Source organism: Roseibium sp. Sym1, assembly GCF_027359675.1.
Classification (GTDB): Bacteria; Pseudomonadota; Alphaproteobacteria; order Rhizobiales; family Stappiaceae; genus Roseibium.
In genome coordinates this window covers 1,013,832-1,029,608 of sequence record NZ_CP114786.1, presented here as the reverse complement: position 1 = coordinate 1,029,608, position 15,777 = coordinate 1,013,832, and the positions used below count along the sequence as shown (strand labels likewise).

The window sequence follows — 15,777 nt, the reverse complement described above, 5'->3', positions numbered from 1 at the left end:
TTGAGAGGGCTTTCGGGCCCTCTTTTCAAAATTTGGCCAGGTAATTTTAAGAGAAGGCGACCATGGCAACCGAAATTCGCGTGCCCACGCTGGGTGAATCCGTTTCCGAAGCAACCATTGCGCAGTGGTTCAAAAAACCGGGCGACGCTATTGCCCAGGACGAACCGCTGGTGGAGCTTGAAACCGACAAGGTGACGGTCGAGGTTCCGGCCCCGGCGGCAGGGACCCTGGAAAGCATCGTCGTCAAGGAAGGCGACACCGTCGAGGTCGGCGCGCTTCTCGGCCAGATCGCCGAAGGTGCGGGCGCGGCTCCGGCCGCATCCGCCAAGCAGGACAACAAGCCCCAGGGCAAATCGTCCGGCAAGGCCGACCTGGTTGACGTCGTGACACCGAGCGCCGGTGAATCGGTCACCGAGGCCGAAGTCGGCGAGTGGAGCGTCAAGGTCGGTGACACGGTCAAGGCCGACGACACGCTGGTCGAGCTGGAAACAGACAAGGCGGCCCAGGAAGTTCCGGCTCCGGTCGCCGGCACGGTCGTCAAGATCGCCGCGGAAACCGGTACCACGGTCGAGCCGGGCGTGCTGCTGTGCCAGATCGATCCGTCCGGCGAGGGCGTTGCCGCCGCACCGGCCGCTGCCGCCCCGGCGCCGTCCGCTCCGGCCGCCAGCACCGGTTCGTCCATGCCGCCGGCGCCGTCCGCCCAGAAGATGATGGCCGAGAACAACCTGTCCGCCGATCAGGTCTCCGGGTCCGGCAAGCGCGGCCAGGTGCTGAAGGAAGATGTCATCAACGCGCTGTCCTCGAGCGCGACCTCCGCGTCCGCCCCGGCACCGGCCGCCGTTGCCCGCGGTCCGGTCAACGCCTCGGACGAGGCCCGCGAGGAACGCGTGCGCATGACCAAGCTGCGCCAGACCATCGCGCGCCGGCTGAAGGATGCCCAGAACACGGCAGCCATGCTGACCACCTACAACGAGGTCGACATGGGCCCGGTCATGGAGCTGCGCAAGCAGTACAAGGACCTCTTCGAGAAGAAACACGGCGTCAAGCTCGGCTTCATGGGCTTCTTCACCAAGGCGGTGACCCATGCGCTGAAGGAAGTTCCCGCGGTCAATGCCGAGATCGACGGCACCGACATCATCTACAAGAACTTCTGCCATGTCGGCGTCGCCGTGGGCACCGACAAGGGCCTGGTGGTTCCGGTGGTGCGGGACGCCGACCAGATGTCCATCGCCGAGGTCGAGAAGGAAATCGGCAATCTCGGCCGCAAGGCCCGGGACGGCAAGCTGGGCATGGCTGATATGTCCGGCGGCACCTTCACCATCTCCAATGGCGGGGTGTATGGTTCGCTCATGTCGTCGCCGATCCTCAACGCGCCGCAGTCGGGCATTCTGGGAATGCACAAGATCCAGGAACGTCCGATGGCCGTGAACGGCCAGGTGGTGATCCGCCCGATGATGTATCTGGCGCTCTCCTACGACCACCGGATCGTCGACGGCAAGGAAGCCGTCACCTTCCTGGTCCGCGTCAAGGAAAGCCTGGAAGACCCGCAGCGCCTGGTTCTGGATCTCTGATCCGGAACCGCCATCCGCAACGACCCTGAAGGACCCGCATCATGAGCCTGGAATTTCTGATCACAGCCCTGATCGTGGTGCTGGTTCCCGGAACCGGGGTCGTCTACACGGTGGCGGTCGGGCTCGGCAAGGGGCGGCAGGCATCGGTCGCCGCCGCCTTCGGCTGCACGCTCGGTATCATTCCGGCGATCCTCGCCTCCGTGATCGGGCTGGCCGCGCTGATGCATACCAGCGCGCTGGTGTTCCAGGCGGTCAAGTATGCCGGGGTTGCCTATCTTCTCTATCTCGCCTGGCAGACGCTGAAGGACAGCGGTCCGCTGGAGCTGAAAGCCGACAGGAGCGCGCGCAAGAGCTTTGTCGCGACCGCGCGCACCGGCTTTCTGATCAACATTCTCAATCCCAAGCTGACGGTGTTCTTTCTGGCATTCCTGCCGCAATTCGTCAGCCCCGCCGCCGCCAGTCCGACGCTCGATATGCTGCTGATGGGCGGGGTCTTCATGGCGATGACCTTCGGGGTCTTCGTCGTCTACGGTCTCTTTGCCGCCCTGATCGGCGAGAAAGTCCTGAAAAGCGATCGTGTCATGGTCTGGATGCGCCGGACGGTAGCGGCGACCTTCGCCGGGTTCGGCCTGCGGCTGGCCCTGGCGGAACAGTAACAACAGCCACGCCGGGATAGGGCACAAGCATCGGGAGGGCACGGGAATGAGCAGGTTGTTGCGTCATCTTCTGGCGATTGTTTTCCTGGTCGGAACTCTGGTCGTTCAACACGCAGCCGCGCAGGCCGAGCAGCCGCGCACGGCGCTTGTCATCGGCAATGCCGCCTACGACTATGCGCCGCTTGCCAATCCCGTGAACGATGCCGTTGCCATTACGAGGGCGCTCAAGGCCGCCGGTTTCGAGGTCATTCTGCAGACCGATGCCGGCAGGCCCGCAATGGACGAGGCGATCCGGGCCTTTGGCGACAAGCTCCGGCAAAGAGGTGGTGTAGGCCTGTTCTACTATGCCGGTCACGGCATCCAGAAGGACGGCGAGAACTACCTGCTGCCTGTCGGTGGTAACATTGCCGAAAGGGAAGCATTGCTCGACGATGCCTTCGCCGTGAGCGAGGCGGTCGACGTGATGACATCGGCCCATGAGGGCTTGAACATCGTCGTGCTCGATGCCTGCCGCAACAACCCGCTGACCGGATCCACCCGGGGCCTGACCCGCATCGACAGTTCCGCGCGCCTGTTTGTGTCCTATTCGACCTCGCCCGGCGGCGTGGCGCTGGATGGCGAGGGCAACAACAGCCCCTATACCAAGCATCTGGCCAGCGCGATCGAAACGCCCGCGCTCAACCTGGAACAGACCTTCAAACGCACGCTGAAGGGGGTCTTCCAGGAAACGGACGGCCGGCAGACGCCGTGGATCTCCTCGTCCTTCTTCGGCGATTTCACCTTCGTCCCGCAGGCCGGGGACACCACGGCGACCACCAAGGTGGCGGCCGTTTCCTCTCTCGGCAAGGCGCTGCAGGACAGTCTCGCGCGCTCGGGGCCGGCACGCCGGATCTCGGGCATCTACCGGGTCCAGGGCACCAATCCGAACGGCACGGTCTATGACGGCATGATGGCGATCACGCCGGAAGAGGGGCCGGACGCGGGAAAGGTCCGTTTCACCTGGTGGATCGGCAAGGACATTTTCACCGGGGTCGGTGAATTCGCCGGCCGCATGCTGGTGGTCAACTGGGGCGCCAAGCACCCCGTCGTCTACACGTTCAGCGGCAACGACAACCTGGACGGTGAATGGGCCGACGGGTCGGCGACGGAACAGCTGTCTCTCTACGCGCGCGCGGCCCAGAGTTCCCTGGTCCTGGCGGAAGGCACCTATGCCGTCTCCGGCCGCAATCCCAATGGCTCCACCTACACCGGCACCGTGGCACTGTCGCGTCAGGGCAGCAAATACACGCTGGTCTGGAAAGTCGGTGCATCGGGCTATCGCGGTGTTGGAGAGCTGGACGGCAATGTGCTCCGGGTCGACTGGGGTGACGACACGCCTGTTGTCTATGCCCTGTCGGACGACGGCCGGCTGAAAGGCCTTTGGGGCGGTGGCCGCGGCGCCGAGGAACTGACCCTGATGAAAGGGCAATAGGAACCCGTGGTGACGATTGATGGCTGACAAAGTTGTTTTGGTAACGGGCGGAAGCCGCGGGATCGGTGCCGCCGTCTGCCGGAAAGTTGCAGACCTGGGACATACGGTGATCGTCAACTATGCGCAGAACGCCTTTGCGGCGGACACGCTTGTTGCGGAGATTGTCGAGGCCGGCGGCAAGGCCGTTGCCATTCAGGGAGATGTCCAGAACGAGGCCGATGTGCTGCACCTGTTTGCGGAAGCCGACAGGCTCGGCACGCTGGTGGCGCTCGTCAACAATGCGGGTGTCGTCGACCTGTCGCAGCGGGTTGATGAAATGACGGTCGAACGTCTCACCCGGATGTTCTCCATCAACGTGATCGGTGCGTTCCTGTGTGCCCGCGAGGCGGTGAAACGCATGTCGACGAAACACGGCGGCGCGGGCGGCGTCATCGTCAATCTCGGCTCGGCGGCGTCCAAGCTCGGTGCGCCCAACCAGTATGTCGACTATGCGGCGGCCAAGGGCGCCATCGACACGATGACGGTGGGGCTCGCGCTGGAAGTGGCCGACGAGGGCATCAGGGTGAATGGCATTCGCCCCGGCATCATCGACACGGAAATTCATGCGTCCGGCGGTGCCCCCGACCGTGTTGCCCAGCTCCGGTCCAGGCTGCCGATGAAACGCGCGGGATCCGCCGATGAGGTGGCCGACGCGATCCTGTGGCTTTTATCCGACCAGTCCAGCTACACGACCGGGGCCATCCTCGATGTCTCCGGCGGGCGGGCTATCCTTCCCTAACCATCTTGTTGAACCTGAATTGAAAGAGGCAAAGGCGACCCAAAATGTCCCAATATGATCTTGTCGTCATCGGAACCGGCCCCGGCGGATATGTCTGCGCGATCAAGGCCGCGCAGCTCGGCCTGAAGACAGCCGTTGTCGAGAAACGGGCGACGCTCGGCGGCACCTGCCTCAACATCGGCTGCATTCCCTCCAAGGCGCTGCTGCATGCCTCGGAGATGTTCGAGGAAGCCGGGCACGGTTTCGAGAAAATCGGCATCAAGGTGAACAAGCCGAAGCTCGACCTGCCGTCGATGATGAAGCACAAGTCCGACGTGGTCGACGCCAATGTGAACGGCATCTCCTTCCTCATGAAGAAGAACAAGATCGACGTCCACGCGGGCACCGGCAAGATCCTTGCCGCCGGGAAGGTTGAGGTCACGGCCGAGGACGGCAAGGCGAATGTCCTTGAAACGAAGAACATCGTCATTGCCACCGGCTCCGACGTGATGCCGCTGCCGGGCGTGGAGATCGACGAGAAGCAGGTCGTGTCCTCCACCGGTGCGCTGGAACTGGAAAAGGTGCCGGGCAAGCTCGTCGTCGTCGGAGGCGGCGTGATCGGCCTGGAACTCGGTTCCGTCTGGAACCGCCTTGGGTCCAAGGTCACCGTGGTCGAATTCATGGACAAGATTCTCGGGCCGATGGACGGCGATGTCTCCAAGAACTTCCAGCGCATGCTGAAAAAGCAGGGCATGGAGTTCAAGCTGTCCTCCAAGGTCACCGGCGTCGAGAAGAAGGGCAAGGGCCTCGCTGTCACGGTCGAGCCGGCCAAGGGCGGCGATGCGGAAACCATTGACGCGGATATCGTGCTGGTCGCCATCGGCCGCCGGCCCTATTCCGAGGGGCTTGGCCTCGATGGCGCGGGTGTTGCGCTGGACGACCGGGGCCGTGTCCAGATCGATGGCCATTACAAGACCAATGTCGACGGCATCTACGCCATCGGCGACGTGGTCGCCGGTCCGATGCTGGCCCACAAGGCCGAGGACGAGGGTGTTGCCGTTGCCGAAATCCTGGCAGGCCAGGCCGGTCACGTGAATTACGACGTCATTCCGGGTGTGGTCTACACCCAGCCGGAAGTCGCTTCCGTCGGCAAGACGGAGGAAGAGCTGAAGGCGGCCGGTGTCGAGTACAAGACCGGCAAGTTCGTCTTCTCGGCCAACGGCCGGGCACGCGCGATGAACAAGACCGACGGCTTCGCCAAGGTTCTGGCCGATGCCAAGACCGATCGGGTCCTGGGTGTGCACATTGTCGGCTTCGGCGCCGGCGAGATGATCCACGAGGCCGCCGTCCTGATGGAGTTCGGCGGCTCTTCGGAAGATCTGGCACGCACCTGCCACGCGCATCCGACCATGTCGGAAGCCGTGAAGGAGGCCGCGCTCGGCGCCTTCGCGAAGTCGATCCACTCGTAACCGGCCTGGCCGTGCGTTTCGGGCGGCTTGCACGAAAACAGGTTGGAAGCCGGAGGCTCTTGGGAGATAAGAGCCTCCGGCTTTTCTTTTTCTTCGGATCAGGTGTCGCTTGGAACGGGAACACATCACGCGGACCGGAATGTCGGCCTCTTCAACAGGAGGGCTGTTGCTCGTTGCGGGTCTCGTCCTGCCGGTCCTGTGCGGACTGGTCTTTTTCTGGCCGGAGGGGACGATCCCCAATGTGGACGACCTCTTTTTCGTCCCCTGGGCAATGGAAGTCGCCGAGACCGGCCGCCACTGGAATTCCCTGCTGGCGGTGCAGTTCCCGGGGCTTGAAAACTATCACCTTCAGCCGCGTCTGCATCTGATCCTGTCCGGTTGGTTCTTTGCCGGGGTGGGGGCGGAGACGGCAACACTCGTTCTTTACGAGTTCCTCTGTTACGCGTTGACCAGCCTGGCCTTCGTGCTCGTCTGCCTCAAGCTGAACCTGCGCCTGGCGGCCCTGTTCACGCCGCTCCTGTTCGCGCCGATGTATACGGTCGCAGGTTTCCGGCTGGAACTGACCGGGTCGCTGATCTTCATGGTCGCGCTCCTGGTCTCGGTGCCGCTCTTGATCAGGGCAGTCATAGGCGTCCGCTTCGGAACGTCTTTGGAGACCGCCGGCAGCATATTCGGCAAGGCCCTTTTCGGCATTGCGCCTCTGGCGGCCCCCGCCCTGTTTGCCTGGAGCCTCGGGACAATCGCGGTGATCGAGATCTGGCGGCTTGCCTCCCGCCAGGCCTCTCTTGTCCGGGTGATGGCGGAGGGCGTGGCAGCGCTCGTCATCGCGCTTGCCGTCTTCGCGGTGTCCGCTGATTTTGAATTCACCGAGTTTCTGGAGCAGTTCACGTATCACGCCAGCCGCTCAACCGGCGGTGGCATCAACGATGAAGCCCTGGTCCGGGCGATTGCCTTTGCGGCGGTGTCCGGCGTTCTGGTCTGGCGAAAGGCCCGCGTTCCCGCCGCACTGTGCCTGGCGCTGGCCGCCGGGCAGGCCATCGGCGCTTTCCTGCACGACAAGGCCCTGATCCGGAACCTGGCCGCCTCGATGGTGTTCCTGGTCGCCATGGATGCTGTTCTGGCGAGGCGCTGGAACAGGCTGAAGGCGGCGGCCGCATTGCTGCTGGTGCTTGTCCTTTCCGTCAATTTCATCAGTTTCCGGATCTTCTCCGAAGATGCCGGCAACCTCGATGCGGTCCTGTCCACCTACCGGCAGGACCTTGAGAGCGGTGGGCGGGTCTTCATAGACGAGGTCATGGCGCAGCACTATCTCGACCAGCAGACCGACGGTGCCCTCGCCTGGACCTGGGGCGGGACCTTTCCGAAAGGACGGCCCACCGGCATCAACGACATCAAGGACGGCGACGTCTGGTATGTGAGCGAATACACGCTTCTCGGTTACCTGAAGGGCCGGCACGACATTGCCGAGCGGGTCTGGCCGGAACCGGACTACCGCCATGTACCTCAGATCCCCTGCCTACTCGGCCGCCAGTCCTGCAACCTGCCGCAAAGGCGCTGGACCATGCTGCGGCTGGAGCGAAACGGGGACAACGTGATGGTTGAAGACCTGGGCGCGGAGAATTCTCGACGGCCCGTTCCGACGCACTGATATGCGCTCTTGGTCAGGCCTTCCGTGCCGAAATCACGAAATGGGTGATCGAGAAGAAGAAACGGCCCGCGTCCGAAAGCGCTTGCTGTTCCTCGGCCCATGCCCTGGCCTCCTCGGCCGGAACCTGGTCCTTCTTCACGACATAGGGTTCTATCAGGTGGATCAGCATGTTGGCGAGACCGTCCGGGTGGAGCCCGGTGGCGCTGAAGGGAACGGGCAGGACGTCGTCGATGACAAAGCCGCCGTCGCGCAGGACCGGCGGCAGCACCGCCGGAATGCAGCGCTCGACCAGATGTCCGTCCCAGGCCACGATCATCCGGCGCATGCGTTCCGGATCGTCGCTGAACCAGGTGATCGTGTCCCAGTGCATGTCGCCGACGACCAGCCGGCCACCGGGTTTCAGGATGCGCCGGGCTTCGGCGACGGCCCCCGGGAGGTCGTCGAGATACTCGAACACCTGCAGGGACACCGCTTTGTCGACCGAGCCGCTTTCAAGGGGCATTGTTGTGGCCGTGCCGTCGTGAAAGGCTGTGTTGGACCAGTCCGCGCAGCGCTCGATTGCGGCGGTGCGCATGTCCTCGCTCGGATCGATGCCGATGACGCGTCCTTCTTCCCCGAGTGCGCGCGCAAGTTCCAGGGTCAGCATGCCGTTGCCGCAGCCGATATCGGCGATGGTCTCGCCCGGCCGAGGATTGAGGGCGTCGAAGGACGCCCGGCGGCGGCGGCTGAAGTCGGCGCCCTGATAGGCGTTCTCAAGGAGTTTTGTCGTACGCGCGTTGAATGTCAGCATGGTTCGCCTTTCCGCGATGTCGTCGGCGCCGGTTGACCGGGACAGGGCCGGGTCCGGGGCCGGGGTGAAGCGCGTCAGTGATCCTCGCAGCACAGGCTGTGATCGCCGAAGGCTTTCAGAACGTTGCACTCCGTCACCGTGTGTTCACCGCGGCAGCTTGTGGCGATGCGTTTGAGTTCCGCTTCCAGTTTCTTCAAATGCCGGATGCGCCGGCGCACCGCCTGCAATTGATCCGCTGCGATCCGGTTGGCTTGCTCGCAAGGTTGGTCCGGGTGCAGGCTGAGCTCGATCAGGTCGCGGATGGCCGGCATCGGCAAGCCCAGATCGCGGCAATGCTTGATGAAGCCGAGCCGCTCCAGGTCGCTCTGAAGATAACGCCGCTGATTGCCTTCCGTCCGGATCGGCGCGTTCAGAAGCCTCTCCTTCTCGTAGTATCGGATGGTGGGCACCTTCACACCGGTCCGCTTCGACAATTCGCCGATGGAAAAATCCATGAAACCCTCTTGAACCTCTAGTCACTATAGGAATTACAAGAGACTTAACCGACAAAATCAAGATCCCAGGTCCACGGAGATTTACATGGGTGCCTGTTGTGGCCATTCCGGTTCCGCCTTTGACGGCATGTCAAAGGACTACCGCCGCCGGCTCTGGCTGGTCATTGCGCTGAACGCCGGCATGTTCGCCGTCGAGATGGTGGCAGGCCAGGCGGCCGGTTCGAGGGCCCTCCAGGCCGATGCGCTGGATTTCTTTGGTGATGCCGTCACCTACGGCATTTCGCTGGCGGTGATCGGGGCGTCCCTGAAAACACGCGCCCTGGCGGCCCTGGCCAAGGGATGCAGCCTGCTCCTAATGGGAACCTGGGTGGCTGCGGCCACGCTCTATCAGGTCTTTGTCCTGGGGGTTCCGCAAGCCGCGGTGATGGGATCGGTCGGTTTTCTGGCTCTTGCCGTCAACCTGACGAGCGTGCTGCTGCTGGTCCGCTACAAGGACGGCGACGCCAATGTCCGTTCCGTCTGGCTGTGCTCGCGCAATGACGCCATCGGCAATGTCGCGGTGATGTTCGCGGCCCTCGGTGTCTGGGGCACCGCGACCGCGTGGCCGGACCTGATCGTCGCCGGTCTGATGGCGGCGCTCTTTGTCAATTCCGCAGTGCAGATCCTCACCCAGGCAATCCGGGAATACCGCCACAAGACGGACCATGCCGTGGCGGGAGAATAGTCACCCGCCGAAACGGGGTCAGGCGGTCGGTGTTTCGCCGGTCCCGCCCAGATGCCCCCCCAGATGCACCATTGTTATTTCCGGTGGCACGCCGAAGCGTACCGGCAGGATCGAGCAGCCGAGGCCACCGGAGACGATCAGGTGCCGCGGCTCGGTGGCAAGGCGCAGATGCCGCATCAGGGTCGAGCCTTCGGTCTCGACGATGTGGCCATAGGCATAGCTGCGGCCATGCTTCTTCGGAAAGGCCGGCAGGTAGCCGAAACAGTTGACCTGGCCGCCATGGGTGTGCCCGCTTAACGTCAGGCTGACCCGGGAGGGGACCTTGCCGATAATGTCCGGCTCGTGGGCCATCAGGAGGATCGGGGCGTCGTCGCTCACCTGGGCGAGCGTGCCGGCGAGATCGTCCCGGCCCTGCCAGCGGCGGCGTTTGTGTTTCCGGGAGGGCGTCAGCGCGATCTGGTCGTCGAGACCGGCCAGCCAGAAAGCCCTGCCGGCTTTTTCAAGGCGCACGGCCCGATTCTGGTAGAGCGGGATGCCCGCCCGGATCAGGGCCCGTCCGTATCGGGTCGGGCCCTTGCCACTGCGCTGGGCTTGCGGATCGTCCCACCAGTCGTGATTGCCGAGAATGGCGTGGGTGCCGAGCGGGGCAGACAGGTCTGCGAATATGTCGGCCCATGCCTGCGGCGGGATCGGGGCATGCTGCCACTTGTGGCTGGCGACATAGTCGCCGAGCATCAGGATGATATCGGGCTTGAGCGCATTGGTCTGGGCGACGATTGACCGGACCCGGTCGAGGCCCATCCAGGGATCGCAAATATGCGGATCGGCAATCAGCGCGGCACGCAGGTCCAGGTCCGCGGGCCAGCGTGGCGGCGTCAGGCGGTAGCGCTGGATGCGCAGGCGGAACGGCTCGATGCCCACGGCATAGGCGGGGGCAGACAGGACACCCAGCGCGGCGCACCCGATACCCTGCAGAAAACGGCGTCTGGAAATCATGGAAACTGAAAACCCGAATACGATACGTGGACAACCGCTCCAGTTCTGGATGACGGCTGCGGCATGAAAGAGGCGGGTTTCAGCAGAAACTGTGCAGCAATCCTGCAAAAAAAGAGCCCGCTGCGGGACAGCGGGCCAAAACTTGGAGCATTGCAGTGGTCTGGATTATTCCGCCGGCGTTTCCCCGGGCTCCGGCAGAATGATCTGTTCCTTCAGCACCTCGTCGCTCAGATCGTTGGTCGCGATCGAGACATCGGTGTCGAGTTGCGGAACGGTTGCCGTGTCCGCAACGGTCATCTTGTCTTCGGCTTTGGCGGTCTTGCCCCAGGAACAGGCCTGTGCCGGTACGACCGCGAATGCGGTCAGGGCGAGAGCTGTGACGCCACTGGTCAAAAGACGCATGGTACCCCTCCGTCCGTGTCGCTGCGCGGCATACGCAGTATCACGTAAGGTAAGGCAATTCCGTCCACGGGCAAGGAAAAAGCGCGATTGGATTTTGTCAGGGTTAAGAGAACAACTCTATTTGCGCTGAAGATTGTAGGTCTGGTCGGTGCGCGGTTCCGACAAGTCATTGACGATGTTCACGACATGGGTGTCGAGCATGTCCCCGAAAGCCTTCAGGGTGATCTGCTTGCTGCTCAGGAAGCCGATCAGCAAAACCTGGATTGCGCCGTCGGAACGCAATTCGCCCTTGGTCCAGCCCCATTTGCAGTCGCGCGGGATGCAGGACGTGAAAGCACGCACCCGGACATGGACCTGGTCGTCGACGCAGCGGCTTTCCACCTCGACCCTGGAGACTTCCTTCGGAGCGGCACCGGGATTGACCCAGACACCATCTTCCGGGATCGGGCAATAGACACGCTGCGCCAGCGTGGGGGCCGCGGAAGCGAGCAGAAAACCGGCTGCGATCAGGATCAGGCGCATTCGCGATCTCCCAGAGAAGCGGACCCTGGCAAGGTCCTGGTTCAGGCGACAACCTACCTGATTGGCGTTCGGGCGGCTACCGCGAGATGACGCTGCCAAATCCTGCGGACAAGAATTCCTCCATGCGGCCGGAGGCTTGTCGATCGTGTTGTGGTCCCGATCGCGCGGATTGCAGGGATCCCGGCCGTCGAGACGGCGTCAGGTCTCGTCACACGCGTATTTCGATTTCGCCATGATCAGTTTGTCGCCGTACTTGTAGCCGATCTCGTTGCAGACGACCGTATAGCCGTATTCGCGGGAATAGGCTTCCGCCCTTTCGAGATACCCGCCGGCGAAAACGACCTGCTGCAGCGACAGCAAACCGCTTAAGGTGGCTCCGAAAAAAAGGCATTCCTTGAAGCCCATCTTTGGAAACTGCGGACCTGACGACCTGCGGAAAGCTTCAGGCCAGATCGCATAATAAATCAATGCAGGAAGGCATACGATCCAGACAAGCATCAGCTTGGTGTCGCGGCCATCGAAAACGACCATAGCCGGACCGTCCGGCACGGACAGCCACGCCATGATGGCGAGATAGGTCTTGAAGACGACAAATCCGAAGACAAGCAGAAGAAACACGGATGCCAGGAACAGGGTGATGGGATTACGCATGGGACACCGGTCACGGTAAGGGGCAAGAGGAAGGTGCAGCTCAGGATTGAATTCCTCGCCCACTACACCACGCTTGCATTGCTTGCAGGTTAATACCAACCGCACTTAATAGGAACCCATCTGACCGCGTTTGGAGACTGTTCGGCAAGGAGCAGATTGCAGGGCGATACGGGGTATCGTCCAAAATCTGCGACGCGGCAGAACAGCCTCCAAACGCGGCCTTCGGTGGCCTGTTCCGGCCCGCCGGACGGCGTTGCGCCGCTTGAACGGCCAACTAGGCCGTCCTGCGCAACGCGCCTTGCCGGCAAACCGGAACAACGACATCAGATCGGTTCCTATTAAGTGCGGTTGGTATTACTCCCGACAGGAATTCCGAATGCGATTGCCGTATCCGGACTCAGCGCCGCGGGTGGGCCTTGTCATAGGCGGCCAGAAGGTGGGCGGCATCGACCTCCGTGTAGACCTGGGTCGACGCCAGGCTGGCATGGCCGAGCAGTTCCTGGATGGTGCGGAGGTCGCCGCCGCCGGCCAGGAGATGGGTGGCGAAGGAATGGCGCAGCGCGTGCGGTGTCGCACTGTCCGGCAGGCCGAGCGCGCCGCGCAGCCTCGCCATGGCCAGCTGGATCATGCGCGGGTTCAGCGCCCCGCCCCGCGCGCCCAGAAACAGCGGGCCGTCCGCGCTGATTGCGTAGGGGCACCGGCCCAGATAGAGCTCAACGGCCTCGCTGACGGCCGGCAGGATCGGCACGATCCTTTCCTTGCCGCCCTTGCCCCTGATGCGCAGCGTTCTGGTGCCGGCCTTTGGCGCCATGGCGCCTGTGAGGGACAGGGCTTCCGAGATCCGCAGGCCGCAACCATAGAGCAGCGTCAGGACAGCGGCGTTGCGCGCCTCGATCCAGGCTTCGGTTTCCATGGCCAGGTCACCGCTGGAAATATCCAGGGCGTCACGGGCGGAAACAGGTTTGGGCAGGGATCGTGCCTGTCGTGGCGGCCTGACGGCGGCAGACGCCGCCGCATTGACCTCGCCGCGGCGTTCCAGGAACTTCAGGAAAGACCGGATGCCGGCAAGTCCACGCGCCAGTGACCGGCTCTGGACACCCTGGCGGCGGCGGCTGGCGAGAAAGCCCCGAAAATCGGCGGGCCTGAGACCGGCGATCTCCTTGAGGCCAGGTGCGCCTCCCAGATGCATGGTCAGGAATCTCAGGAACTGGTGCAGGTCCCGCTCATAGGCCAGCAGCGTCTTGTCGGACAGGCGGCGCTCATCCGACAGGTGGTCGAGCCATTGATCCACGCGCTGGTTCAGCTCGGGGCGGGCAGTTTGAAGCAGGGAATCAGTGTCGGTCGGTACGGCGCACATGCGGGCAGTCTGCACACTTAGCTGCAACGGTTCCGTTAACAGGGGGCGGATTGTGCATTTCCGTGTGCCGAAAACCTTCCGTGAACAGGATTCCGGCCTCTGAAAAAGGTCGGCAGGGTGTCCGTGACCTGGCCGGAACCGCATTTTGTGATGTTCGTCACACTTGCACTGCGCATGTTTGTTCGCACCGCTGGGGAGACTGTGCAGATTTCTGCACAGTTGTACATGTTAACACTTTCGCGTTGATCCTGTTTTCATCAGCAATTTCAATGAATTGAGAAAATTTCAGCGAGTTGGCACAGCCGTTGCAATTCACTTGGCATCGGCACCGGACATCACGGCGCCCCGGAATTCGGAAGACAGACTGCACTCAGTCACGGACACAAACCCAGACTCAAGGAGCACTCAAATGTCCAACATCGCATACATCACCGTCAAGGGCGCAACCCAGGGCGACATCACCTCCGACGCAACCACCGCCGACAGCATCGGCAACCTGTGGCAGGAAGGCCATGAGGGCGAATCCCTGGTTTATGCCTTCGAACAGAACGCCGTCGTGCCGCGGGATCCGCAGTCCGGCTCCATCATCGCCACCCGCCGCCACATGCCGACCACCTTCATGAAGCCGGTCGACAAGGCCACCCCGCTGTTGTGGCAGGCATTGGCCACCGGCGAGACCATGGAAATCGAAGTCCAGTTCTGGCGCACCTCGACCTCCGGCGTGCAGGAACACTACTTCACCGTCAAGTTCACCGACGCGGTCATGGTCGAAGGCAAGACGATCCTGCCGGACGTCAATGACGAAGCCAATGCGTCCCGCGGGGATTGCGACAAGTGGTCCTTCACCTACCGCAAGGTCGACTGGACCCACGAAAAGGCCGGCACCAGCGCTTCCGACGACTACCGCGCTCCGGTCACCTGATCACACCAACGCCTATGGGCTGCGTCCTGCAACGCAGCTCAAAGGCCATACCCTCACAAAATTGGCTGAATTGGTAGGAATGAATTTGTTTGCATTCAAGGCGCGAAGTTGCTGGAAACCAACTGGTTTTCAAAACTTCGCAACGATGTAGGCGCGCAAATTCATCCTATCCTGCAGGGACGAGCAAACGGCTTCGAGCAACCGCGTTAAATCTTTCAACCGGGTCAAAACCCGCTTTTCAAGATTTGCCTCGCTGCTCAGTGCCGTTTGCACGCCAATTCAGCCAATTTTGCGAGGGTATGGCCTCAGCCGGAAGGATGCCCCTCCCGACGGCTGGAACCGCCCGGTCCCACCACCGGGCGGTTCTTTTTGTGTCCGGCGCTCGCGGCAAGGGCCGCGCAAAACAAAACGGCCCGGGAGAGCCCGGGCCGTTCGCATGTCCGAAACCGGAAATTTCAGAGAATGCTCTGGCCGGTCTTGGCCCAATCGTTCAGGAACGCGTCAAGGCCCTTGTCGGTCAGCGGATGCTTGACCAGAGCCTTCAGGGTCGCCGGCGGCACGGTGGCGACATCGGCGCCGATGATGGCGCAGTCCTTGACGTGGTTCGGCGTGCGGATCGACGCCGCCAGGATTTCCGTGTCGAAGCCGTAATTGTCGTAGATCACCCGGATTTCCCGGATCAGCTCAAGGCCGTCGGCATGGATGTCGTCGAGACGGCCGATGAACGGGGAAATGTAGGTGGCGCCGGCCTTGGCGGCGAGCAGGGCCTGGTTGGCCGAGAAGCACAGGGTGACGTTGGTCTTGGTGCCTTCCTCGGTCAGTTGCTTGCAGGCCTTCAGGCCGTCGAAGGTCAGCGGCAGCTTGATCACCACGTTGTTGGCAATCGCACGCAGGATATGGGCTTCCTTGATCATGGTGTCGAAATCGGTTGCGGCGACTTCGGCAGAGACATCCCCGTCGGTGATGGCGCAGATCTCGGCGATCACGTCCTTGAAGTCCCGTCCGGACTTGGCGATGAGTGACGGATTGGTGGTGACCCCGTCCAGCAGGCCGGTCGATTCCAGTTCCTTGATCTCGGCTGTGTCGGCTGTGTCGACGAAGAATTTCATGAGTTCCTACTCCCTGTGGGGCGCCCCGCTTCCCGTTTCATGACGGTCGCCGGATGTGAATGTCCGCGTTCGGGGCAAAACGATTGAATGGTCAGCCGCGCCCTCTTTACCCTAGGATGATGACAAGAAGAACCCCTGATTCTCCGGTGGACGAATTTTTTGTGGTACGTACCTCAAATCCGGCCGCCCTTGAACGCGTGCGCCGGACGGGCAAAGTCGTTCAACGGCCCGAGGGACT

At 62.6% G+C, this 15,777-nt stretch carries 16 protein-coding genes; 8 read left to right on the top strand and 8 right to left on the bottom strand.

The window, feature by feature from the left end:
• Positions 1-62 precede the first annotated feature (62 nt).
• The 6 genes from odhB (at position 63) to O6760_RS04625 (ending at position 7,572) form a co-directional block, all read left to right on the top strand.
• Positions 63-1,571: a 2-oxoglutarate dehydrogenase complex dihydrolipoyllysine-residue succinyltransferase gene (gene odhB / locus O6760_RS04650; protein ID WP_269584319.1), complete on the top strand. Its 1,509-nt coding sequence runs from the start codon at positions 63-65 to the stop codon at positions 1,569-1,571.
• A 41-nt stretch (positions 1,572-1,612) separates the two neighbouring features.
• Positions 1,613-2,227 carry a LysE family translocator gene (locus tag O6760_RS04645; protein ID WP_269584318.1) on the top strand — a complete coding sequence of 205 codons (615 nt, stop codon included), beginning with the start codon at positions 1,613-1,615 and terminating at the stop codon, positions 2,225-2,227.
• A 46-nt stretch (positions 2,228-2,273) separates the two neighbouring features.
• Positions 2,274-3,698 carry a caspase family protein gene (locus O6760_RS04640; protein ID WP_269584317.1) on the top strand — a complete coding sequence of 475 codons (1,425 nt, stop codon included), beginning with the start codon at positions 2,274-2,276 and terminating at the stop codon, positions 3,696-3,698.
• Positions 3,699-3,717: 19 nt separating this feature from the next.
• Entirely contained in the window at positions 3,718-4,476 is a 759-nt protein-coding gene (locus tag O6760_RS04635; protein WP_269584316.1) for an SDR family oxidoreductase, read from the top strand.
• A 44-nt stretch (positions 4,477-4,520) separates the two neighbouring features.
• Complete coding sequence (lpdA, locus tag O6760_RS04630; RefSeq protein ID WP_269584315.1) at positions 4,521-5,924, top strand: dihydrolipoyl dehydrogenase; 1,404 nt, start codon at positions 4,521-4,523, stop codon at positions 5,922-5,924.
• A gap of 166 nt (positions 5,925-6,090) precedes the next feature.
• Entirely contained in the window at positions 6,091-7,572 is a 1,482-nt protein-coding gene (locus O6760_RS04625; RefSeq protein ID WP_269584314.1) for a hypothetical protein, read from the top strand.
• 13 nt (positions 7,573-7,585) lie between these two features.
• Here the strand turns inward: O6760_RS04625 and O6760_RS04620 are convergent, their stop codons facing one another.
• Complete coding sequence (locus O6760_RS04620) at positions 7,586-8,362, bottom strand: methyltransferase domain-containing protein (RefSeq protein WP_269584313.1); 777 nt, start codon at positions 8,360-8,362, stop codon at positions 7,586-7,588.
• Between the two features lie 74 nt (positions 8,363-8,436).
• Complete coding sequence (locus O6760_RS04615; RefSeq protein ID WP_269584312.1) at positions 8,437-8,856, bottom strand: MerR family transcriptional regulator; 420 nt, start codon at positions 8,854-8,856, stop codon at positions 8,437-8,439.
• An 85-nt stretch (positions 8,857-8,941) separates the two neighbouring features.
• On the opposite strand from O6760_RS04615, the gene O6760_RS04610 reads away from it, so the two are divergent.
• Entirely contained in the window at positions 8,942-9,580 is a 639-nt protein-coding gene (locus O6760_RS04610; RefSeq protein ID WP_269584311.1) for a cation transporter, read from the top strand.
• 18 nt (positions 9,581-9,598) lie between these two features.
• Here the strand turns inward: O6760_RS04610 and O6760_RS04605 are convergent, their stop codons facing one another.
• The 5 genes from O6760_RS04605 to O6760_RS04585 form a co-directional block, all read right to left on the bottom strand.
• Positions 9,599-10,576 carry a metallophosphoesterase gene (locus O6760_RS04605; protein WP_269584310.1) on the bottom strand — a complete coding sequence of 326 codons (978 nt, stop codon included), beginning with the start codon at positions 10,574-10,576 and terminating at the stop codon, positions 9,599-9,601.
• 165 nt (positions 10,577-10,741) lie between these two features.
• A complete protein-coding gene (locus O6760_RS04600) occupies positions 10,742-10,978 on the bottom strand; it encodes a hypothetical protein (RefSeq protein ID WP_269584309.1) in 237 nt (78 codons plus the stop codon).
• Between the two features lie 117 nt (positions 10,979-11,095).
• Positions 11,096-11,500, bottom strand: a complete 405-nt coding sequence (locus O6760_RS04595) for a serine/threonine protein kinase (protein ID WP_269584308.1) — start codon at positions 11,498-11,500, stop codon at positions 11,096-11,098.
• A 198-nt stretch (positions 11,501-11,698) separates the two neighbouring features.
• Positions 11,699-12,151 carry a hypothetical protein gene (locus O6760_RS04590; RefSeq protein WP_269584307.1) on the bottom strand — a complete coding sequence of 151 codons (453 nt, stop codon included), beginning with the start codon at positions 12,149-12,151 and terminating at the stop codon, positions 11,699-11,701.
• A gap of 397 nt (positions 12,152-12,548) precedes the next feature.
• On the bottom strand, positions 12,549-13,508 hold the full coding sequence (locus O6760_RS04585) for a tyrosine recombinase XerC (protein WP_269584306.1): 960 nt from the start codon (positions 13,506-13,508) through the stop codon (positions 12,549-12,551).
• Positions 13,509-13,917: 409 nt separating this feature from the next.
• Here O6760_RS04585 and O6760_RS04580 point away from each other — a divergent pair, with 409 nt between their 5' ends.
• Positions 13,918-14,430: an Hcp family type VI secretion system effector gene (locus O6760_RS04580; protein ID WP_269582832.1), complete on the top strand. Its 513-nt coding sequence runs from the start codon at positions 13,918-13,920 to the stop codon at positions 14,428-14,430.
• A 455-nt stretch (positions 14,431-14,885) separates the two neighbouring features.
• On the opposite strand, the gene fsa is transcribed toward O6760_RS04580, so the two are convergent.
• Positions 14,886-15,539, bottom strand: coding sequence for a fructose-6-phosphate aldolase (fsa, locus tag O6760_RS04575; RefSeq protein ID WP_269584305.1), 654 nt, complete (start codon positions 15,537-15,539; stop codon positions 14,886-14,888).
• Positions 15,540-15,777: the final 238 nt, after the last annotated feature.